This window comes from Streptomyces sp. NPDC051976, assembly GCF_040680795.1.
In the GTDB taxonomy this organism is placed as follows: Bacteria; Actinomycetota; Actinomycetes; order Streptomycetales; family Streptomycetaceae; genus Actinacidiphila.
The window spans coordinates 1-20,406 of record NZ_JBFAXL010000004.1; the positions used below are offsets into that span (position 1 = coordinate 1).

At 73.4% G+C, this 20,406-nt stretch carries 17 protein-coding genes and 1 pseudogene; 8 read left to right on the forward strand and 10 right to left on the reverse strand.

The window, feature by feature from the left end; translation table 11 throughout:
• The 4 genes from AB0M29_RS05760 to AB0M29_RS05775 form a co-directional block, all read right to left on the reverse strand.
• The coding region (locus AB0M29_RS05760) for a LacI family DNA-binding transcriptional regulator (RefSeq protein ID WP_365380211.1) at nucleotides 1–884 on the reverse strand (884 nt) is incomplete at its 3' end.
• Nucleotides 885–1,109: 225 nt separating this feature from the next.
• The gene (locus AB0M29_RS05765; protein WP_365379444.1) at nucleotides 1,110–1,496 is read right to left on the reverse strand and encodes a PPOX class F420-dependent oxidoreductase; all 387 of its coding nucleotides are present in this window, start codon (nucleotides 1,494–1,496) and stop codon (nucleotides 1,110–1,112) included.
• A 127-nt stretch (nucleotides 1,497–1,623) separates the two neighbouring features.
• Nucleotides 1,624–2,109: a DUF456 domain-containing protein gene (locus AB0M29_RS05770; protein ID WP_365379446.1), complete on the reverse strand. Its 486-nt coding sequence runs from the start codon at nucleotides 2,107–2,109 to the stop codon at nucleotides 1,624–1,626.
• A 118-nt stretch (nucleotides 2,110–2,227) separates the two neighbouring features.
• On the reverse strand, nucleotides 2,228–3,217 hold the full coding sequence (locus AB0M29_RS05775) for a helix-turn-helix domain-containing protein (RefSeq protein ID WP_365379449.1): 990 nt from the start codon (nucleotides 3,215–3,217) through the stop codon (nucleotides 2,228–2,230).
• A 1,213-nt stretch (nucleotides 3,218–4,430) separates the two neighbouring features.
• Between AB0M29_RS05775 and AB0M29_RS05780 the strand changes: the two genes are divergently transcribed.
• On the forward strand, nucleotides 4,431–5,651 hold the full coding sequence (locus AB0M29_RS05780) for a protein phosphatase 2C domain-containing protein (RefSeq protein ID WP_365379452.1): 1,221 nt from the start codon (nucleotides 4,431–4,433) through the stop codon (nucleotides 5,649–5,651).
• 102 nt (nucleotides 5,652–5,753) lie between these two features.
• On the forward strand, nucleotides 5,754–7,496 hold the full coding sequence (locus AB0M29_RS05785; RefSeq protein ID WP_365380214.1) for a pyruvate dehydrogenase: 1,743 nt from the start codon (nucleotides 5,754–5,756) through the stop codon (nucleotides 7,494–7,496).
• A gap of 7 nt (nucleotides 7,497–7,503) precedes the next feature.
• Here the strand turns inward: AB0M29_RS05785 and AB0M29_RS05790 are convergent, their stop codons facing one another.
• Together AB0M29_RS05790 and AB0M29_RS05795 are read right to left on the reverse strand one after the other, a co-directional pair.
• On the reverse strand, nucleotides 7,504–8,061 hold the full coding sequence (locus tag AB0M29_RS05790) for an IclR family transcriptional regulator C-terminal domain-containing protein (protein ID WP_365380216.1): 558 nt from the start codon (nucleotides 8,059–8,061) through the stop codon (nucleotides 7,504–7,506).
• A gap of 27 nt (nucleotides 8,062–8,088) precedes the next feature.
• A pseudogene (locus AB0M29_RS05795) lies at nucleotides 8,089–8,292 on the reverse strand (helix-turn-helix domain-containing protein); the annotation flags it as partial.
• Between the two features lie 715 nt (nucleotides 8,293–9,007).
• Here AB0M29_RS05795 and AB0M29_RS05800 point away from each other — a divergent pair.
• Nucleotides 9,008–9,457: an ATP-binding protein gene (locus AB0M29_RS05800; protein WP_365379455.1), complete on the forward strand. Its 450-nt coding sequence runs from the start codon at nucleotides 9,008–9,010 to the stop codon at nucleotides 9,455–9,457.
• Between the two features lie 38 nt (nucleotides 9,458–9,495).
• Here the strand turns inward: AB0M29_RS05800 and AB0M29_RS05805 are convergent, their stop codons facing one another.
• Both AB0M29_RS05805 and AB0M29_RS05810 read right to left on the reverse strand, forming a co-directional pair.
• The gene (locus AB0M29_RS05805) at nucleotides 9,496–10,569 is read right to left on the reverse strand and encodes a DUF2637 domain-containing protein (protein ID WP_365379458.1); all 1,074 of its coding nucleotides are present in this window, start codon (nucleotides 10,567–10,569) and stop codon (nucleotides 9,496–9,498) included.
• A gap of 175 nt (nucleotides 10,570–10,744) precedes the next feature.
• Nucleotides 10,745–11,650: a (2Fe-2S)-binding protein gene (locus AB0M29_RS05810; protein ID WP_365379461.1), complete on the reverse strand. Its 906-nt coding sequence runs from the start codon at nucleotides 11,648–11,650 to the stop codon at nucleotides 10,745–10,747.
• 137 nt (nucleotides 11,651–11,787) lie between these two features.
• Here AB0M29_RS05810 and AB0M29_RS05815 point away from each other — a divergent pair, with 137 nt between their 5' ends.
• A complete protein-coding gene (locus AB0M29_RS05815) occupies nucleotides 11,788–12,471 on the forward strand; it encodes a GntR family transcriptional regulator (RefSeq protein ID WP_365380218.1) in 684 nt (227 codons plus the stop codon).
• 82 nt (nucleotides 12,472–12,553) lie between these two features.
• Nucleotides 12,554–13,417 (forward strand): NmrA family transcriptional regulator, encoded by an 864-nt coding sequence (locus AB0M29_RS05820; protein ID WP_365379463.1) that lies wholly within the window; start codon nucleotides 12,554–12,556, stop codon nucleotides 13,415–13,417.
• A 183-nt stretch (nucleotides 13,418–13,600) separates the two neighbouring features.
• On the opposite strand, the gene AB0M29_RS05825 is transcribed toward AB0M29_RS05820, so the two are convergent.
• Nucleotides 13,601–14,365, reverse strand: a complete 765-nt coding sequence (locus tag AB0M29_RS05825) for a hypothetical protein (protein ID WP_365379466.1) — start codon at nucleotides 14,363–14,365, stop codon at nucleotides 13,601–13,603.
• Nucleotides 14,366–14,559: 194 nt separating this feature from the next.
• Entirely contained in the window at nucleotides 14,560–16,257 is a 1,698-nt protein-coding gene (locus tag AB0M29_RS05830) for a PucR family transcriptional regulator ligand-binding domain-containing protein (protein WP_365379469.1), read from the reverse strand.
• 249 nt (nucleotides 16,258–16,506) lie between these two features.
• Between AB0M29_RS05830 and AB0M29_RS05835 the strand changes: the two genes are divergently transcribed.
• From AB0M29_RS05835 to AB0M29_RS05845, 3 genes are read left to right on the forward strand one after another with little or no spacing between them, the layout of a single operon-like run.
• Nucleotides 16,507–17,403 (forward strand): xanthine dehydrogenase family protein subunit M, encoded by an 897-nt coding sequence (locus AB0M29_RS05835; protein WP_365379471.1) that lies wholly within the window; start codon nucleotides 16,507–16,509, stop codon nucleotides 17,401–17,403.
• Nucleotides 17,394–17,870, forward strand: a complete 477-nt coding sequence (locus tag AB0M29_RS05840; RefSeq protein ID WP_365379474.1) for a (2Fe-2S)-binding protein — start codon at nucleotides 17,394–17,396, stop codon at nucleotides 17,868–17,870. The genes AB0M29_RS05835 and AB0M29_RS05840 overlap by 10 nt, the downstream gene beginning before the upstream one ends.
• A gap of 2 nt (nucleotides 17,871–17,872) precedes the next feature.
• Nucleotides 17,873–20,281 (forward strand): molybdopterin cofactor-binding domain-containing protein, encoded by a 2,409-nt coding sequence (locus AB0M29_RS05845; RefSeq protein ID WP_365379477.1) that lies wholly within the window; start codon nucleotides 17,873–17,875, stop codon nucleotides 20,279–20,281.
• The last annotated feature ends 125 nt before the right edge of the window (nucleotides 20,282–20,406 follow it).

Consider the following 20,406-nt stretch of genomic DNA (forward strand, 5'->3'; position numbering starts at 1 on the left):
GTCAGGGGCGGGTCGGTCCATTCGGCGACGGAGACCATGTCGTCGAAGCCGACGACGGCGACGTCGTCGGGGACGCGGCGGCCGGCGGTGCGCAGCACGCGCAGGGCGCCGGAGGCCATGACGTCGGAGGCGGCGAAGACGGCGTCCAGGTCGGGGCAGCGCTCCAGGAGTTCGGCCATCGCCCGCGCCCCGCCCTCGGGGGTGAAGTCGCCCTCGGCGATCAGCCGGGGGTCGTTCTCCGGCAGCACGTCACGGAAGCCGTCCAGCCGGTCCACCGAGGCGGTCTGGTCAAGTGGCCCCGCGATATGGGCGATCCGGCGCCGCCCGATCCCGAGCAGATGCCTTACCGCGTCCCGCGCGCCGCCCCGGTTGTCGCAGTCCACGTACAACGTGCTGTGCCCGCTGTCGCCGTCGCTCCAGCCGGGCCTGCCGCCGATCACCGTGGGCACCCCCGCCTTGCGGGCGAGTACGGGCAGCGAGTCGTCGGTGTGCAGCGAGAAGATCAGCGCGCCGTCGACGTGCCCGCCCGCCAGATAGCGGCCGACCCGCTCGTAATCGGCCACGCCTTCGGTCAGCAGCAGCACCAGCTGGTTGTCGTGCGCGGTCAGCTCCTTGCTGATCCCGCGCACCTGCTGGGCGAAGAACGGGTCGGTGAAGAACCGCGTCTCCGGCTCCGCGACCACCACCGCGATCGCGTCGTTGCGCCGCGTCACCAGGGTCCTGGCCGCCTGGTTGGGCACATAACCCAGCTCTTCCACGGCCTTCCTGACCCGCTCGACCAGCGGTGCGCGCACGCCCTCGCTGCCGTTGACCACCCGTGACGCGGTGGCCCGGGAGACCCCGGCCCGCGCGGCGACCTCCTCGAGCGTGGGGCGCGCGGCCATGGTCGGGTCGGACAACGGAGGGCTCCTTCGCGCGGAAATAACAGAAAACCGGTGGCCGGTTGTGCGCCCAGCGTATCGGGTGATCCGGTGCTGTGTGAGAGCGCTCTCTGTGTCCGTCCGCGCGGGGCCCGTGCGGGGCCCGGGCTGGGCCCGTGCTGGGTACCCGTCGCGCCCGTGCCCGCCGCCGCTCGCGCCCGGGTCCGCCGGTGCCGCGCCGGGCGGGCGCTACTGCGCCAGGCCCCAGCCGATGATCGCGTAGGGCCGGATCCGGATCAGCTCACGGCTCATGTGGGCGCCCCGGCCGTGGTCCTCGACGACCTGCTCGGCGGTGCCGCGGATCTCCACCCCGCGCACCTGCCACGGGTCGACGCTCTTGAGGTCGTCCACCACCAGGGAGACATTCGGGTTGGCGGCGATGTTCCGCCACTTCTTGGTGGTGCCCATCGACCAGCCGCCGATGTCGACGGTGCCGTCGTCGTTGAGGAAGAAGCCGACCGGGTTCGCCTGCGGGCGGCCGTGCCCGTCGACGGTCGCCAGCCGTCCCAGCCGCTGGCCGCGCAGATACGCCAGCTCGGCCTCGGTCAGTACGGTCCTGCGCTGCGTCGTCGTCATACGTCCACCCTCACACCATGGTCATCACGGTGCATCGGGCGCTGGGCCCGGCCCGGGCGGAGGGCCCTGGTCCCCGGGTCCTACGTCGCAGGACCCGGTACGGCCCGCCTGCCGCGTGCCGGCCGCTTCAGCCCGCGATCACCGCTCCCAGCCACGCCCCGGCCACCATCAGGCAGCCCATCAGCTCCACCAGCACCGACCCGCCCACCGCGCGCATCGCCCGGCGGGTCGCGGCCCAGGCCGTACGGTGGCCGCCGCCCAGCCGTACCCGCTCGGTGAAGTACAGGGTGCCGACGAAGCCGAGGACCCCGCCGATCACCGGGACGAGGAAGAAGCCCGCGATGGCGACCGCGCCCGCGTTGACCACCGTGTGGTACGTGACGCCCGAGTCGCGGATCCGCCGGGCGGGCATCAGCCACACGACGACCTGGACGACCGCCAGCAGACCGGTCGACGCCGCGAGCACACCCCAGGTCAGGCTGGTGTGCTCCTGGGTCGCCCACCAGAGCACGGCCGCCCAGCACAGCAGCGTCCCGGGTACGCCGGGGGCGGGCACGCCGACCAGGCCGAGCAGCATCACCGCGCCGATCAGGCCCACCTGTGCGGTCCCCATGCGTCCCAGCCTGCCCGAATCCGGCCGGGGCCGCCGCCCGGTATCCGCCGGGTTTCGCCCAGGCGTGGCCGGGCCTCGGCCGGGTCTCGGCCGGGTCTCCGCCGGGGAAGGGGCCGGGTCAGTCCTCGGTACGGGCCACCCAGCCGCGCTCGTACGCGTGCCAGCCGAGCTGCAGACGGGTGGTGACGCCGGTCATCTCCATCAGCCGTTTGACCCGGCGCTGCACGGTCCGCAGCCCCAGATCGAGCTGTTTGGCCACCGAGGCGTCGGTCAGCCCGGCCAGCAGCAGGGACAGGATCCGCAGGTCCGTACCGTCCGGCTGACCGGGCGGTTCCTCGGCGAGCGCCCCCGCCGCGTCCAGGCTCAGCGGCATCCCCTCCCGCCACACCGCCTCGAACAGCCCCATCAGCGACTCCAGCAGACCGCTGGCGTGCACCACCAGCGCGGCGGGCTCGGCGAGGCGGCGGGTCAGCGGCACCATCGCCGTCGACCGGTCGGCCACCACCAGCTTGGTCGGCACCCGGTCCACCACCCGGACCTGCTCGTCCCTGCCGAGCGCGTCGGAGACCTCGGCGAAGCCGTTGGGGCCGGCCACCACCGAGCGCTCCAGGACGACGCGGTAGCTCACGCCCCTGCGGGCGGCGTCCCGCTCGGCGTCGTTCTCGGTGCCCGTGATGGCCACCGGTTTGTCCGTGACCAGGGCGCAGACCTCGCTCTCCGCGCCGAACTGCAACTGCAGGAAGCGCTGCGCCACCGCGTGGGCACCGGTCACCACCTCGACCAGGTCGTGCACGGCGGGCTCGGTGGCCTCCGCCCGGAACTCCTCGGTCAGTACGGCCGCCGCCAGCTCGGCCTGCTCCAGCTCGTACCGCTGCCGGGTCAGCAGCGCGGACAGCGCGACGCCCGGGGGCGCCGCGACCCACCGGCCCGGGCGGGCCGACGACTGCGCGACCAGCCCGTGCGCGGCCAGCCGTCGCAGCACCCGGCCCGCATCGTCCTCCGACAGGCCGAGCCGGTGCGACAGATCACCCACCTCGGCCGCGCCCAGGCCGACCAGCGCCCGGTAGGCGTTCTCCTGCACCTCGTCCAGTCCGATGGCACCGAGCACGGAGCCCCTCCCTGCGATGGCGGAAATGAGCCACGGCGGTTTTCCGCCGCCGCCATCCTCCCTTCCTTGCGGGGCTCTCTGCCAGGGTGATCGACACCGTATTCACGATCACTCGCGTCAGTACGGATGAAAGGGGGGGCCGGGCCACGCGCCCGGGCCGCGCGGCAGTCGGCGGCACGCGCGGCGAACCGGAGGGGGGTCCGCCGGGCGGCCCCGTCTGTGGGGGTGGGGCCGCCCGGCGGTTCCACGTTTCCCGGTGGCCCGCGCGGTGGACAATAAGGGCATGAGCCAGCAGGGGGACTCGCACCACAGCCACCACGACCAAGAGGACGACTGGTGGGGGCAGTTGTACGACGACGACGCGTCCGGCGCCGCCGCGGGCTCCGTGACGCCCGACTCGATCGACGCGCACTTCGACTCGGCCCTCAACGCCGTCTCCCCACCCCCGCCCCCACCGGCCGCCGACACCCTCAAGCTCCGCCGCCCGACCGCCCCTCGCCCCCCGTCCACCTGGCCCCAACCGACCCGCCCCTCCCCGCCTCCGCCGCCCGCGGCGAGCGCGCCGGATGAGGTGCCCGCCCCGCGGGCCGCGGAGGACCAGGAGCCCGCGCCGCGCGCCGCCGCGCCCTCGCAGCCCGCTGGGCTGCCCGCCCCGCCGCGTGCCCCGCGGGATGCAACCCCCGCACCCTCGCCGGGCGTTGAGGAGGACACGGAGTCCGCGAACTGGCCGTTCCTGGCCGCACCTCGCCCGAGTCGCGAACCTGCCTTGCCGCAGGCTTCGGAGAACCGCGGGGAGCCCGTTGCGCCGCCGGTTGCGGGGCCTGTGCCAGGGAGCGCGGAAGGCCCAGAGCCGGATCCGGCTCCCGTAGTGCCGCCTGGGCGGGGAGAGGATTCGACGTTCCCGCAATGGCCGTTCACGGCACGCCCGCCGCGGGAGGCGGAGGACCGGGAGCCGGATCCGGCTCCCGTAGCGTCGTCCGGTCCCCGGGAAGCCCCCGAGTCCGCGCCGCAGGATGCCGAGGGCGGCGAGTCCGGGACAGCACCCGTAGTGCCGCCCGCGGTGGGGGAGGCTCCCGAAGCCGTCGAGTCGCCTGTCGCTGCGGAGACTTCGTGGCCCCCCGTTGGGCGAGTCGCGCCGACGGCGCCTTCGGCTCCGGCGCCTGCCGCGCCGTGGGACGCGTGGACGGCGACGCCTACTTTCGCCGAGCCGCCGATGCCACAGGAGCAGACGGAGGCGACGGAGCAGACGGCGACCGGTCCGGCTGTCGCGGCGCCGTGGGACGCGTGGACGGTGCCGCCCACTTTCGCGGAGCCGCCGGAGTCGCCGGAGCCCCCCGAGCCCGCCGCACCCTTCCCGCAGCCGCGACCCGCCGCGGAGTCGGCCCCGGAGCCCGGGTCGGCCCCGGAGGTGCCTGAGCCGACGCTCGCCGGGGGTGAGGCGGGCCCTGCCTCCGAGCGTGCCGCCGGCGAGGGGTGGGGGGCTGGGCGGCCCGGGAGTGGGGAGGCATGGGGGAAGACGGCGTTCGCGGAGGGGGATGTGCGGTGGGCGCCGGAGTTGCCGCCCGGGTGGGTGGCCGCGGACGAGGAGGAGGTGGCGGAGCCCGGGGTGGTCGGCGGGGGACCGCCGACGTATGCGGCGGAGCCGACCGCGTGGCCGGAGGCCGATCCGGACGACCTGGGCGCGCTGGTGGCGGACACCGTGGTGGACGGCGCGCACTACGGCAGCATGACGCTGCGTTCGGTCTCGGTGCGCGGCGACTCGGCGCGCTTCCGGGGCCAGCCGCGCAGGGACGCCCTGCTCACCGCGCGCTTCGGCACCGGGGACGAAGCGCTGCTGCTGGTGGCGATGGCGAGCGGCGCCCGCGCCTCCGACGACGCGCACCGGGCGGCGCAGGACGCGGTGCGCTGGATCGCGGGCGCCGTCGGCCGCAGCCGCAACCGCCTCTCCGACGACCTGCGCGCCGCCCGCCGCGGCTCGCTCAAATCCGGTCTGCACCGGCTGACCGACCGCTGCTACGGACGGCTGCGGGCCCGCGGCGAGGACCTCGGCCTGGACGAGGGCACGTACACCGCCTCCCTGCGCTGCCTGCTGCTGCCGGTCGACCCCGAGTGCCGGATCCGGCTGTTCTTCGGCGTCGGCGACGGCGGCCTGTTCCGGATCAGGGACGGCCAGTGGCAGGACCTGGACCTGGCACCCGACGAGACCGCCGCGCCGTTCCGCTTCCGCGCCTCGGTCGCCCAGCCGGGTGACGGCCTGGTGATGTGCAGCGGCGGCCTGGCGGAACCGCTGCGCGGCGAGCCCGCCCTCGCCACCCATCTCGCCGCCCGCTGGGGCGACGGCCCGCCCGGCATGGCCGCCTACCTGGCCGACGCCCAGACCCGCGTCAAGGGCTACGCCGACGACCGTACGGCGGTGACCGTCTGGGAGGCGTGACCGTCCGTCCGGCCCGGATACGTGCCTGGATACGTCCCCGGATGCGTGCCCGCGCGGTCCGTGGCGAGATGGGTGACAGACACCGACGAGACGGGCGGGCCGATGGCGAAGCAGACCGTGGCCGAGCAGTTCATCGACGTGCTGGTGCGCGCGGGCGTGCGGCGGCTGTACGGGGTGGTGGGCGACAGCCTCAACCCGGTCGTGGACGCCGTCCGCCGCAACCGTTCCCTCGAATGGGTGCATGTACGCCACGAGGAGACGGCCGCCTTCGCGGCCGGCGCCGAGGCCCAGCTCACCGGCGGCCTCGCCGCCTGCGCGGGCTCCTGCGGCCCCGGCAACCTGCATCTGATCAACGGCCTCTACGACGCCCACCGCTCGATGGCCCCGGTGCTCGCCCTCGCCTCGCACATCCCCAGCAGTGAGATCGGCACCGGCTACTTCCAGGAGACCCACCCCGACCAGCTCTTCCGGGAGTGCAGCCACTACAGCGAACTCATCTCCAACGCCGCCCAGATGCCACGGGTGCTGCAGACCGCCATCCAGCACGCGGTCGGCCGCGGCGGGGTCAGCGTGATCAGCCTGCCGGGCGACATCGCCGCCCACCCCGCGCCGCAGCGCAGCATCGAGCACGCCCTGGTCACCCGGCGGCCGACGGTCCGCCCCGGTGACGCGGAGATCGACGCGCTCACCGAACTCGTCGACCGGGCACGCCGGATCACGCTCTTCTGCGGCAGCGGCACCGCGAACGCGCACGACGAGGTCATGGCCTTCGCGCAGCGCGTGAAGTCCCCGGTCGGGCACGCCCTGCGCGGCAAGGAGTGGATCCAGTTCGACAACCCGTACGACGTCGGCATGAGCGGACTGCTCGGCTACGGCGCCGCGTACGAGGCGATGCACGAGTGCGACCTGCTGATCCTGCTCGGCACCGACTTCCCGTACAACGCCTTCCTGCCCGACGACGTGACCATCGTCCAGGTCGACGTGCGGCCCGAACATCTGGGCCGCCGCTCGAAGTTGGACCTCGCGGTGTGGGGCGACGTCGGCGAGACGCTGCGCTGTGTGACCCCGAGGGTGCGGGAGCGGACCGACCGCACGTTCCTCGACCGGATGCTGAAGAAGCACAGCGACGCGCTGGAGGGCGTCGTCAAGGCGTACACCCGCAAGGTGGACAAGCATGTGCCGATCCACCCGGAGTACGTGGCGTCGGTGCTGGACGAGGAGGCGGCGGACGACGCCGTCTTCACCGTCGACACCGGGATGTGCAACGTCTGGGCGGCCCGCTATCTCACGCCCAACGGCAAGCGCCGGGTGATCGGTTCGTTCACGCACGGCTCGATGGCCAACGCGCTGCCGCAGGCGATCGGCGCGCAGTTCCTCGACCGCCGCCGCCAGGTGGTGTCGATGTCGGGCGACGGCGGATTCACCATGCTGATGGGCGACTTCCTCACGCTGGTGCAGTACGACCTGCCGGTGAAGGTCGTGCTCTTCAACAACTCCTCGCTGGGCATGGTCGAGTTGGAGATGATGGTGGAGGGCCTGCCCGCGTACGGCACCACCAACCACAACCCCGACTTCGCCGCGATCGCCACCGCCGCCGGCGCCTACGGGGTGCGGGTGGAGAAGCCCAAGCAGTTGCGGGGCGCGCTGCGGGCCGCCTTCCGGCACAAGGGGCCGGCCCTCGTCGACGTGGTGACCGACCCGCACGCGCTGTCCATCCCGCCGCGGATCACCGGTGAGCAGATCGGCGGCTTCGCGCTGTCGATGGGCAAGATGGTGCTGGACGGCGGCGTCGGCAAGATGGTGCAGCTCGCCCGCTCCAACCTCCGTAACGTGCCGCGTCCCTGACGGAGTCTCAGCGACTGGTGGGCGTACGGGACGGCTGCGGTACGTCGCCGCTCGCGGCGCGGCCGCCGCGCAGGTCCTCGGTGACGGTTCGGGAGACCCGGGTCAGCGCGTCGGCGAGTGCGGCCAGATCGCGGGCGGGCGGCACCATCGCGCACAGGGACGCGATCGGCTGCCCGCGCGGCCCGTACAGCGGCACCGCCACACAGCAGACCCCCGGCACCAGTTGCTCCCGGTCGAACGCGGCCCCCTGTTCACGGATCTCCGCGGCCGTCCACCGCCACGACGGCGGCAGCGGACCGATCGGCAGCTCCGGCGCGGCGCCCGCCACCAGCACCTTGCCCGCCGCGGCCGACCAGTGCCAGACCATCCCCGGCCGCAGCGGCAGCACCTCCGCGATCTCGCCCGGCACCCCCGCCACCGCCATCGTGCGGCCCTCGCGCAGTACGCAGATCGCCACGGTCGCACCGGTCACCGCGGTAAGGCGCCGTATCGGCCCATTGGCGGCGGCGAGCAGCCCCGGATACGGCTGCCACGTACGGCCGAGCCGGAACACCCGTGCCCCCATGCGATAAACGCCGCCGGACCGCTCGACGGCACCCAGCGCAATCAGTTGTTCCAGTAATCGGTGAGCGCTGGATTTCGGGAGCCCACTTTCCACGGCGAGTGCCGTCAACCCGGCCTCCCCAGCCTGCTCCACTGCCTCCAGCAGGGCGAACGCCCCTTCCAGCACGCTCCGTCCGGCACCTTCCACCGGCGCGACCCCCTGTCCTGTTCCCGCGGAGGACCAGACAATCACCCCTCGCTATACGGACGATAATCCTGGATCTTTCCGGCTCGGCACAATCCCGTTTTTTCGGCCAATCGGGACGAGGTGGACATGATCAGGGGGTCGCAAAAGAGAAATGTTGAGGTCAACGCCGATCAAAAAACGCGCCTCCCGCGGGGTGCCTGTGCCCCGCCGGGGGCGCGGGGACGCGGGCTGCGCTTGCGGTGGTCCAGGCACCGGACGTGCCCCGAAGGGGCGCGGGGAACTGCGCGGCCCGCGCCCACCGGCCAGTGGTCGGGAAACAACGCGTCTGCCCCATTGGGGCCGGTGGTGACCTACAGCCCGTCGAGGGCTGGTCGCGCAGTTCCCCGCGCCCCTACGGGGCACGAATTCGGCGGCGGCGGAATTGGGATGCATTCTCGGGGCAACTACCCGATGGGCAATCAATTGCTGCTGAGTGCATGCTTTCTGACCGCCCGCCAGAAATGCGCGGGATGTGGGGCGGTGGCACCCCGCAGGGGCGCCGTACGCCCGCGACCTCGGGCGGGAGGCGGTGGGCGGGTGGGAGGGGTTCTCCTGGCACATGCCAGGAGGAATTGATGCAAGGCATAGGCAGGCAACGCATCGCGAGCGCGGCGAAACGCGTCAGGAGATCAGCCGGAGAGGACTGGACGCCGTTGAGGTGGGAATGCCTATCGGCAGGAAGTTCGAGCGGAGATTCGCGGCGGCGGTCCGGAGCTGGGAGATGGAAGAGCCCGACGCAGGGGAACAGGGGGACCAGACGGAAATCACCGGGCGGCAACTGCGGCACGCCGTACGGCGCGCCGATCTCCCCGCGGTGGCCGAGGTACGCCAGCTGCTGCGGGAGCACTTGCGGATGTGGGGCGTACCCGCACTGGTGGACACGGCGGAGCTGCTGACCACCGAACTCGTCACCAACGCGCTGCAGCACACCGGCGACGGCGCCGTGGTCGTCGTCGGCCTCGACCCCGGGGCGTCGGCGATGCGGCTGCGGGTCGAGGTGCACGACACCGTGACCCGGCGGCCGCGGTTGCGCGACGGCGCCGCCGAGGACGACCAGAGCACCTCCGGGCGCGGCCTGCTGCTGGTGGAGGTGCTCGCCGACGCCTGGGGGGTGCACGCCATGGGCACCGGCAAGGTCGTCTGGTTCGAACTGGACGTGGCGACGGCCTAGGTGGGGGGATCGATCAGCGAGGCCGGCCGCACCAGGGCTCAGCCGAACTGCCGCTCCAGGTCCTCCAGTTTGCGCTCCAGGGAGTCCAGCCGCGGAAGCGTCATCGTGTCGTCCTCGGCGGTGAGGTCGATGGTGAACGCCGAGGCCGAGGGGACCGCCTCCTCACGTACCGGCTGCAGCGCCGGGCGGGCGCGTACCGGCAGTTCGGCGGCGGGGACGTCCCCTATGGCAGGCTCCGACGCGGCGGGGCCGCCACCGGCCGCGGAACCGCCCGCAGGGAGTTCGACCTGACGGCCGCCCCGCCCGCCGCCGCGCGGCCAGTTGCGGTGCTGGCGGTTGAGCGCCTTGACTCGGGCCCGCTCCAGTCGGTCGTGGTCGCGGCGGCGCAGCACGGTCTGCTCCCGCTGCCGCTTGTCCTCGCGGACCTCCTCGACCGCCTCGTCCAGGGTGCGCACGCCCTCCAGGAGCATCAGCGACCAGGCCGCGAAGGTCTCGCGCGGCGCGCGCAGCCAGCGGACCATACGGATCTGCGGCAGCGGACGCGGGACGAGACCCTGCTCGCGCAGCGCGGCCCGGCGGGTCTGCTTCAGTGCCCGGTCGAACAGCACGGCGGCCGACAGCGACATCCCGGCGAAGAACTGCGGGGCGCCCGCGTGGTCGACTCCGCGCGGCGCGTGCACCCAGTTGAACCAGGCCGCGGCGCCCGCGAACATCCACACCAGCAGCCGGGAGCCGAGCGCCGCGTCGCCGTGGCTGGCCTCCCGTACCGCGAGCACCGAGCAGAACATCGCCGCACCGTCCAGCCCGAACGGCACCAGGTACTCCCAGCCGCCGGTCAGGTTGAGGTTCTCCTGCCCGAAGCCGACCAGGCCGTGGAAGGAGAGCGCGGCGGCCACCGCGGCGCAGCAGAAGAGCAGGACGTATGACGCACTGCCGTATATCGCCTCCTTGCGGCGGCGGCGCTCCTCGGAGCGCTCCCACGAGTCGACCTCCACGCCCTGCTTGCCGCTGTCGCCACGGCGGTTGCGGAGCACGACGACGCAGGCCGCGAGGACGACAAGGCCGAGGGCCCCCGAGAGCGTCCAGTCCAGCGAAATCCCGTTAAGTGTCATGTGCGAGTCCTCGTGTCGCTTCCGTCGCGCTCGGGCCGCGGGACGGCTTACGACCGACATCTTTGCGAAGAGCGCGGATGAGTGCAGAGGTTATGGCCCAAGAGCACGCCTATGGATGGTTTGCTCGAACTCTCGTGCCAGAACAGCTCAGTTGAGCGAGATCGTAGCGTGATCTTCAGGCGGCCGGGACCAGCCGCCCGATCCGGGCCGCCGCGCAGGTCCGGGGGCACGCGGCGCAGGCGTCCGCGGGGCTGATCGTATAGAACAGGCAGCAGGTGAGCCGGTCGCGGGTGACGGACGCGGTGGCGGCGGTCTCGCCGGGACCACCGGATGCGGGCAGTTCGCGGAAGTGGGCGCCTCCGGCATACGGCGTAGTCCCACCGGGCAGCAGCGCGGACAGCTCCGCGACCGCCCGCCGCTCCTCGCCCGCCAACCGCCCGATGAGCCACAGCCCTTCGGCGATCTCGTCGGTCACCATGCCCCACATCGCGTGCGGCCCGCGCCGCAGCCGTGGCCTGAACCCGTCGAGCACGGGGGTCAGATGCTCGGTGAGCGCGGCCAGCAGGGCGTCCCTCAGGGCCTGTTCGTCGGGGACGACCCGGGCGCCCGGCAGCGCGGCGGCCGGGTCGTCCGGCAGGCAGGCGAAGGAGCGCGGCCGTACCGTCATCCGGCCGCCCGCCCGGTGGAAGGACACCGCGTCCACCGGCAGCCGCGGCACCCGCCGCTGGAGGAACCAGGGCACCGTGAAGAGCAGGCAGGCGGGCCAGGTGTAGCGGTGCAGCGCGAGCGTCGCGGCCACGTGGGGGCGGGGGCGCCGTCCGTGCTCGCGTACCGCCTGCTCGGCGACGAGCGCCGCGAGGGCGTCGACGGTCCCGCCGCCCGCGGCCAGTTCGCCCGCCCCCACCCAGCCCGCTCCCGACCGCGGTGCCGCCGTGACCACCCGCAGGCCCGGGAAGAGCGCCGCCAGGCGGTCGTACGCGTCACCGGTGACGTCCGTCGCGTCCGTGACATTCGTGACATCCCCGGCGGCCGGGTCCGCCGCGGCGTCCGCGTCGTCGTACGAGGAGCAGGTCACGGGCATACGGGTACCGTCCAGAAGCCGTCCGGGAGAGGTAAGGCTTACCTTATCCGGCCGGGTGGGGGTTTAACCTAACGGCAGTGCGCCACCCGAGTGACGGTCGCGCAGGAGAGGGGACCGACCCGGTGGAGCGCGCCGCCATACCCGACCATGCCGACAGCACCTCCGCCGACATTCCGCGGCGGCGGCTGCCCGAGCGGCACTCGGTGCGCGCCCAGGTGCTGGGGGCGCTGCGCGCCGCTCTGGTCAGCGGGGAGCTGCCGCCGGGCAGCGTCCACTCCGCGCCCGCGCTCGGCGCCCGGTACGGGGTGTCCGCCACGCCGGTACGCGAGGCGATGCAGGTCCTGACCCGGGAGGGCGCGGTCGAGGTGCTGCCCAACCGCGGTTTCCGGATCACCGAGCGCACCGCGCGCGACCTGGCCGAGCTGGCCGAGATCAGGGCGCTGCTCGAAGTGCCGGTCATGCTGCGGCTGGCCCGTACGGTGCCGTCCGACCGGTGGGCGGCGCTGCGGCCGCTGGCCGAGGCCACCGTGAACGCCGCCGCGTGCGGCGACCGGGCCGCCTACGCCGAGACCGACCGCGCCTTCCACCGCGCCCTGCTGGAGCTGTCGGGCAACCTGCAGCTGGTCTCCGTCGCCGACGAACTGCACCGGCGCGCGCAGTGGCCGCTCGCCCCGCCGCACCCGCTGCGCCCGACCCGCCGCGCCGAACTGGTCGCGGACGCCACCGAGCACGCCGTACTCCTCGAAGCGCTGGTCGCGGGCGATGTGGCGACCGTCGAGTCGCTGGCCCGCGAGCACTTCTCCGGCTCCGCCTGGCGGTAGCCGCGCGCCGGGAGTGCGCCGCTTATGCGGGTGAGCGCTTCGGCCATGGTCCGGGCGCCGGGCCGCCCGTTGACTTGAGGGCATGACGAACGCAACGAGCACGAGTACGAGCAAGAGCAAGAGCACGGACGATGTCCTGGTCCTCGGCGGTACGGGCAAGAGCGGGCGGCGGGTCGCCGCGGGACTGGCCGCGCGCGGCCGGAGCGTCAGGATCGGCTCGCGCGCCGGTGACCCGCCCTTCCTGTGGGAGGACCGCGGCACCTGGGCGCCCGCCCTGGAGGGTACGGCGGCGGCGTACATCGCCTACTCCCCGGACCTGGCCGCGCCCGAAGCCGCCGGTGACGTCGGGGCCTTCGCGGAGCTCGCGGTACGGCAGGGCGTACGCCGTCTGGTCCTGCTGTCCGGTCGCGGCGAGGCGGGGGCGCTGCGCGCCGAGGAGGCGGTACGGGACAGCGGGGCCGACTGGACGGTGGTGCGGTCGAGCTGGTTCTGCCAGAACTTCAGCGAGGACTATCTGCTGGAGCCGGTGCTCGCCGGGGAGATCGCGCTGCCCGCGGGGGAGGTGGGGGAGCCCTTCGTCGATCTCGACGATCTGGCCGAGGTCGTGGTGGCCGCGCTCACCGAGCCGGGGCACGTCGGGCGGCTCTACGAAGTGACGGGGCCTCGCCTGCTGAGCTTTGGCGAGGCCGCGGCGGAGATTGCCCGTGCCACGGGGCGGGACATCCGGTACGTCTCCCTGCCCGCGGACGACTATGCCGCGCTCCTCGCCGAGCACGGCCTTCCCGCCGAGCTCGTCGGTCTCCTCACCGCCCTCTTCACCGAGGTGCTCGACGGCCGCAACGCCTGTCTTGCCGACGGCATCCACCAGGCCCTCGGGCGCCCGCCCCGCGACTTCGCGGCGTACGCCGCCCGTACGGCGGCCTCCGGCGTCTGGACCCCGGCCTAACGCTGCGCGTGCGTCGGGCCAGGCACCGGAGTGCCCCGAAGGGGCGCGGGGAACTGCGCGCTCAGCCCCCACCGGCCGGTGGTCGGGAAACAACGCGTCTGCCCCATCGGGGCCGGTGGTGACCTGCAGGAGCGCGACGGCTGGTCGCGCAGTTCCCCGCGCCCCTACGGGGCACGTCCTCCGCTAGCGGAGCGCCTCGGCGGCCTCGAAGGCGGGGGCTAGCCAGGTGGGGATGTTGTTGAGGAGGGCGTAGAGGCGGGCGGCCTCGAGGCGGAGGCGGGCCGCCTCGGGGTCGGGGGCGACGTCCGCGAGGGCGAGCATGGCGGGGGCGGTGCCGACGAGGTGGCCGAGGGAGACGCGCAGGCGGAGGGACTCGGCGAAGCCGTGCCTGGCCTCGGCGAGATCACCGTCGGCGGCGGCGAGGCCCGCGAGGTGGCGCCAGGTGAAGGAGGTCAGGAAGACGTCCCCGTGGGCGACGGCGCCCGCGTGGGCCCGCCGGTACGCGGCCCGCGCGGCAGCGGGATTCGCGGCGATGTTCTCGGCGACCAGCCCGCGCCGGAAGTCCAGCAGAGGGCGCCCCGGCGACGCCGGGGACAGCAGCGCGGCGGCCCGCCCGAACGCGGACCGGGCCTCGTCGGCGCGGTCCCGTACCGAGAAGAGCGTGGCGCCGTACGCGAGGTACCCCCGCTCGGAGGCCGCCGCGCCGCGCTCCTCGTCGGTGCCCGCCATGGCCTCGGCGGTCCGCAGCGCGTCCTCCGCCTCCGCCCATCCGTCGAGGTGGTAGAAACACCCCTCGACCAGCAGTTCCGCCCTCCGTAGCGCGGCCCCTGGATCGTCGGCACAGTACGGCGCGAGCAGTGCCGCCGCCTCCGCCCAGCAGCCGCGTGCCCGCAGCCGCCATACGTCCGGAACCCCGACCACCGAATCCGACAGGGCGGTATCCGCCACAGCCTCTCCCCCAAGCGCGTCATCGAGCCAGTGCGAGCCAGTGCATACGTGTGCCAGTGGCGGAAGGTAAACATGGCGCGGGGGTCCCCGCCAAGGGGTTGGAGATCACTTCTTGTGAACGGGATCACTAATGGCCTGATCACCACCCGAACCCGTGGTGGAGCCCGCCGTGACCGCCTCCCGCGCGGCGCCGCTCAACTCATCCGCAGCGCCAGGAAGAAGTCCAGCTTGTCCTCCAGCCGGGCCAGATCCCGCCCGGTGAGCTGTTCGATCCGCCCGATCCGGTACCGCAGGGTGTTGACGTGCAGGTGGAGCCGGGTGGCGCAGCGGGTCCAGGAGCCGTCGCACTCCAGGAACGCCTCCAGCGTCGGGATCAGCTCGGCGCGGTGCCGCCGGTCGTAGGCGCGCAGGGGGTCGAGCAGCCGGGCGGTGAAGGCGCGGCGTACGTCGTCCGGCACGAAGGGCAGCAGCAGGACGTGTGAGGCCAGTTCCTCGTGCCCGGCGACGCAGACCCGTCCCGGGCGGGCCGCGGCCACCCGGCGGGCGTGCCTGGCCTCCTCCAGGGCGCCGCGCAGCCCCTCCGCCGACTGCACGGCCGCGCTCACCCCGATGGTGACCCGGCCGTCCTCGGCCAGGCCCCGCGACAGCGGGGAGCGCAGCATGTCGAGCAGCCGGTCGGCGTGCAGGGCGTTCGGCGCGCCGCCCGCCCGCGCGTCCGCCGCCGTACCGCCCTCACCGCTTCCGTCGCCCTCGGCGGGGGCGAGCGCCGGCGGCAGCGGCACCAGCGCCATCGCCTTGTCGTCCGCGTGGGCGACCGCGATCCGGTCGGCCGCGTCCGGGCCCGCCTCCGCGGGATCGGCCAGCGCCTCCTCCAGCAGGGCCTGCGCCACCGGCCCCGACGGCACCTCGCCGCCCGCCCAGTCCACCCGGGCCACCACGATCTGCCAGTACGGCGCGCCCCCGGCCCCCGGCACCAGCACCGGCGCCGCGGCCCGCAACCGGGCCCCGATCTCGGCCGGAGGCGCACCACCGGTCACCAGCTCCAGCACCTCGGCGGCCAGCCGCCGCCGTACCGCCCGGGCCGCGTCCCGCCGGTCCCGCTCCACCGCGATCAGCTGGGTGACGCCGTGCAGCAGGTCCAGCCGCTCGGCGGGCCACTCCCCGGCGTCCGCCTCGACGGCCAGGAACCAGTCGGACAGCAACGTGGCCCGTACGTCGGCGTCGCCCGAGCGGATCGGGAAGAGGGAGTAGGTCCGTCCGCCCTGCACGGCCACCCGGTGCGGGGACGGCCGGGCCGTGCGGGCCGCGGCCTGCTGGGCGCCGGCCAGTTCGGTACGGACCGCGGCGGGCAGCGGATGCCCGGAGCCGCCGATCTCCCGGCCGGTGGAGGACAGCACCCACGCCCGCAGGTCCAGGTCGCTGCCGAGCAGGTCGAGCACCGCGTCCGGGCCGCCGCCGGCGGGCCCTGACGACATCAGCCGCCGGTGCCGGTCGACGACCGCAGCCAGGTCGCCCGCCCGCTCGCTGGAGACCTGGCGGACCACATGCTCGGTGATCGAGGCGAAGGAGACCTTCTCGTCCACCGCGAACAGCGGCAGCCGGTGCCGTACACACGCGCTCACCAGGTCGTCCGGGATCGACCCCAGCTCGGCCTCGCCCGCGCCGAGCCCGGCGACCCCGGCCCCGGCCAGCAGCCGGACGAAGGACTCGGAGTCCTCGGGCCCGTGCCGCCAGCCGAGCCCGGTCAGCACCAGCTCGCCGCCGGTCAGATACCGGCTCGGATCGCGCAGATCGGTGGTCATGACACCGCGGACCGTACGGTCCAGCTCCGCCTCGCCGCCGAGCAGCCGCAGGCCGAGGGCTTCGGTGTCGAGCAGTGCGCGCAGCCGCATGGTCGTCGCCTTGTCTTGAGCGGGTGGAGAACACTGGAGAGGAGGGGGGAGAAGACGGGTGTGGCAGGTGGGATACAGCGAGGTTCCGGAAGGACCCCTTTCAGAGGAATCTACAAGACCTGGTGGCTGGCCAGCCAAACGCTTCATGTTTTCGGTGACTGCACCCGGATGGCCTCCCGGTCGTGTACTAGGCCCACGCCGCGTGTACAGGACATGAACAGCCCGCTCGAACTCGAGAAGAGAAATCCCATGGACTTCCTGCGCCCCGCCAGCTGGGAGGAGGCGCTCGCCGCAAAGGCCGAGCACCCCACCGCTGTGCCCATCGCGGGTGGCACGGACGTGATGGTCGAGATCAACTTCGACCACCGCAGGCCCGAGTACCTGTTGGACCTGAACCGTATCGGTGAGCTCGAGGAGTGGGAGGTGGGTGCCGACACCGTCCGGCTGGGCGCCTCGGTGCCGTACAGCCGGATCATGGAGAACCTGCGCACCGAGCTGCCCGGTCTCGCGCTCGCCAGCCACACCGTCGCCTCCCCGCAGATCCGCAACCGCGGCGGTGTCGGCGGCAACCTCGGCACGGCCTCCCCGGCCGGGGACGCCCACCCGGCGCTGCTGGCCGGCGGCGGCGAGGTCGAGGCGGTCTCGGTGCGCGGCACCCGGATGATCCCGATCGACGACTTCTACCTCGGGGTGAAGCGCAACGCGCTGGAGCCCGACGAGCTGATCCGCGCGGTGCACCTGAAGAAGGCGGACGGCCCCCAGCAGTTCTCCAAGGTGGGCACCCGCAACGCGATGGTCATCGCGGTCTGCGCGTTCGGTGTGGCACTGCACCCCGAGACCCGCACGGTCCGTACCGGCATCGGGTCCGCGGCGCCCACCCCGATCCGGGCGAAGACCGCGGAGGAGTTCCTGGCCGCCGCGCTCGACGAGGGCGGCCTGTGGGACAGCCGCGGGGTCATCCCGCCCGCGGTGGCCCGGCAGTTCGCGGTGCTGGTCTCCGGCGCCGCCAACCCGATCGACGACGTCCGCGGCACCGCCTCGTACCGGCGGCACGCGCTGGGCGTCATGGCCCGCCGCACCCTCGGCTGGACCTGGGAGCAGTACCGCGGCACCGAGCAGAGCGACAGGAGCAAGCCATGCGCGTGACCTTCACCGTCAACGGCAGCCCGCAGGAGGCCGACGACGTATGGGAGGGCGAGAGCCTGCTGTACGTCCTGCGTGAGCGGATGGGCCTGCCCGGCTCCAAGAACGCCTGTGAGCAGGGCGAATGCGGTTCCTGTACGGTCCGCCTCGACGGCGTGCCGGTGTGTTCCTGCCTGGTGGCCGCAGGCCAGGTGCAGGGCCGCGAGGTCGTCACCGTCGAGGGCCTGGCCGACGAGGACGGCACCCTGTCCACCGTCCAGCAGGCGTTCGTGGACGCGGGCGCCGTGCAGTGCGGCTTCTGCACCCCCGGGCTGCTGGTCGCCGCCGACGAACTGCTGGAGCGCAACCCCGAGCCCTCCGACGGGGACATCCGCGAGGCGCTGTCGGGCAACCTGTGCCGCTGCACCGGCTACGAGAAGATCCTGGACGCGGTCCGGCTCGCCGCCGCCCGCACCGAAGAGGCGGTGTGACCATGAACGCCGAGACACGCAACTCCACGGCACCCGGACGCACCCCCACCAGCCTCACCCAGGGCAGCGCCACCAAGGGCGGCATCGGCGAGTCCACGCTGCGCCCCGACGGCACCCTGAAGGTCACCGGCGAGTTCGCGTACTCGTCCGACCTGTGGCACGAGGACATGCTGTGGGGCTACACCCTGCGCAGCACCGTCGCGCACGCCGAGATCGTCTCCATCGACACCTCCCAGGCGCTGGCCACCTCCGGGGTCTACGCCGTGCTCACCTACGACGACCTGCCCACCGAGGTGAAGCACTACGGCCTGGAGATCCAGGACACCCCGGTGCTCGCGCACGGCAAGGTCCGCCACCACGGCGAGCCGGTCGCGCTGGTCGCCGCCGACCACCCGGAGACCGCCCGCCGGGCCGCCGCGAAGATCGTCGTTGAGTACCGCGAACTGCCGGTGATCACCGACGAGGCGTCGGCCACCGCCGAGGACGCGGTGCTGGTCCACGAGAACCGCGACGACCACCACAGCGGCCATGTGCCGCACCCCAACATCGTGCACCGCCAGCCGATCATCCGCGGCGACGCGGCCGCGGCCGCCCGCCGCGCGGACGTCGTCATCAGCGGCGAGTACGTCTTCGGCATGCAGGACCAGGCGTTCCTCGGCCCCGAGTCGGGCCTGGCCGTGCCCTCCGAGGACGGCGGCGTCGACCTCTACGTGGCCACCCAGTGGCTGCACTCGGACCTGCGGCAGATCGCGCCGGTGCTCGGCCTGCCGGAGAAGAAGGTCCGGATGACGCTCTCCGGCGTCGGTGGCGCCTTCGGCGGCCGCGAGGACCTGTCGATGCAGATCCACGCCTGCCTGCTGGCGCTGCGCACCGGCAAGCCGGTCAAGATCGTCTACAACCGGTTCGAGTCCTTCTTCGGCCATGTCCACCGCCACCCGGCGAAGCTCTGGTACGAGCACGGCGCGACCCGCGACGGCAAGCTCACCCACCTCAAGTGCCGGATCGTGCTGGACGGCGGCGCGTATGCCTCCGCCTCCCCGGCCGTGGTCGGCAACGCCGCCTCGCTGTCGGTCGGCCCCTACGTGGTCGACGACGTCGAGATCGAGGCCCTGGCGCTGTACTCCAACAACCCGCCCTGCGGCGCGATGCGCGGCTTCGGCGCGGTCCAGGCGTGCTTCGCCTACGAGGCGCAGATGGACAAGCTGGCCGCCGCGCTGGACATGGACCCGGTGGAGTTCCGCCAGATCAACGCCATGGAGCAGGGCGCGATCATGCCCACCGGGCAGCTCGTGGACTCCCCGGCCCCGGTCGCGGAACTGCTGCGCCGGGTCAAGGCCCGGCCGCTGCCGCCCGAGCGCCAGTGGGAGGTGGCCGGCGGCGCCTCCGACGTGCGCGCGCTGCCCGGCGGCCTGTCCAACACCACGCACGGCGAGGGCGTCGTCCGCGGTGTCGGCTACGCGGTCGGCATCAAGAACGTCGGCTTCTCCGAGGGCTTCGACGACTACTCCACCGCCCGGGTGCGGATGGAGGTCATCAACGGCGAGCCGGTCGCCACCGTGCACACCGCGATGGCCGAGGTCGGCCAGGGCGGAGTCACCGTGCACGCCCAGATCGCCCGCTCCGAACTCGGCGTCACCCAGGTGACGATCCAGCCCGCCGACACCCAGGTCGGCTCCGCGGGCTCCACCTCCGCCTCCCGGCAGACGTACATGACCGGCGGCGCGGTGAAGAACACCTGCGAGGCCGTACGGGAGAAGGTGCTGGAGATCGGGCGCCGCAAGTTCGGCACCTACCACCCCGCGTGGGCCACCGCCGAACTGCTGCTGGAGGGCGGCAAGGTCGTCACCGACGGCGGCGAGGCGCTGGCCCCGATCGCGGACGTGCTGGAGGGCGAGGCGGTCGACCTGGAGCTGGAGTTCAGGCACCGGCCGACCGTGCCCTTCGACCTGAAGACCGGCCAGGGCAACGGCCATGTCCAGTACTCCTTCGCCGCGCACCGCGCGGTCGTCGAGGTGGACACCGAGCTGGGCCTGGTCAAGGTGGTCGAACTCGCCTGCGCCCAGGACGTCGGCAAGGCGCTCAACCCGCTGTCCGTCGTCGGCCAGATCCAGGGTGGCACCACCCAGGGCCTGGGCGTGGCGGTCATGGAGGAGATCATCGTCGACCCGAAGACGGCGAAGGTCCGCAACCCGTCCTTCACCGACTACCTGATCCCCACGATTCTCGACACGCCGACGATCCCCGTCGACGTGCTCGAACTCGCCGACGACCACGCCCCGTACGGGCTGCGCGGCATCGGCGAGGCACCGACCCTGTCGTCCACTCCCGCGGTCCTCGCGGCGATCAGGAACGCCACGGGTCTCGAACTGAACAGGACACCCATCCGGCCGGAACACCTGACCGGGTCCTGAAGGACGCCGTCCGTCCGGGACGGGGGCTCCCGCCCCCGGACCGGGCGGCAGGCAAGGCAAGCGTTCGTCTCGGGCCGTCCCCCGGGTCGTGCAGGCCACGCAGATCCCAAATCCCGTACACCGCG

Bases quoted from the DNA above. Each gene is read 5' to 3' on its own strand.
- AB0M29_RS05770 (WP_365379446.1), bottom strand. From the start codon at position 2,109: ATGGGGACCGCACAGGTGGGCCTGATCGGCGCGGTGATGCTGCTCGGC.
- AB0M29_RS05820 (WP_365379463.1), top strand. From the start codon at position 12,554: ATGACGAACGCAACGAGCACGAGTACGAGCAAGAGCAAGAGCACGGAC.
- AB0M29_RS05845 (WP_365379477.1), top strand. From the start codon at position 17,873: ATGAACGCCGAGACACGCAACTCCACGGCACCCGGACGCACCCCCACC.
- AB0M29_RS05830 (WP_365379469.1), bottom strand. From the start codon at position 16,257: ATGCGGCTGCGCGCACTGCTCGACACCGAAGCCCTCGGCCTGCGGCTG.
- AB0M29_RS05805 (WP_365379458.1), bottom strand. From the start codon at position 10,569: ATGACACTTAACGGGATTTCGCTGGACTGGACGCTCTCGGGGGCCCTC.
- AB0M29_RS05785 (WP_365380214.1), top strand. From the start codon at position 5,754: ATGGCGAAGCAGACCGTGGCCGAGCAGTTCATCGACGTGCTGGTGCGC.
- AB0M29_RS05790 (WP_365380216.1), bottom strand. From the start codon at position 8,061: ATGGGGGCACGGGTGTTCCGGCTCGGCCGTACGTGGCAGCCGTATCCG.
- AB0M29_RS05835 (WP_365379471.1), top strand. From the start codon at position 16,507: ATGGACTTCCTGCGCCCCGCCAGCTGGGAGGAGGCGCTCGCCGCAAAG.
- AB0M29_RS05800 (WP_365379455.1), top strand. From the start codon at position 9,008: ATGGAAGAGCCCGACGCAGGGGAACAGGGGGACCAGACGGAAATCACC.
- AB0M29_RS05840 (WP_365379474.1), top strand. From the start codon at position 17,394: ATGCGCGTGACCTTCACCGTCAACGGCAGCCCGCAGGAGGCCGACGAC.
- AB0M29_RS05780 (WP_365379452.1), top strand. From the start codon at position 4,431: ATGCCACAGGAGCAGACGGAGGCGACGGAGCAGACGGCGACCGGTCCG.
- AB0M29_RS05810 (WP_365379461.1), bottom strand. From the start codon at position 11,650: ATGCCCGTGACCTGCTCCTCGTACGACGACGCGGACGCCGCGGCGGAC.
- AB0M29_RS05765 (WP_365379444.1), bottom strand. From the start codon at position 1,496: ATGACGACGACGCAGCGCAGGACCGTACTGACCGAGGCCGAGCTGGCG.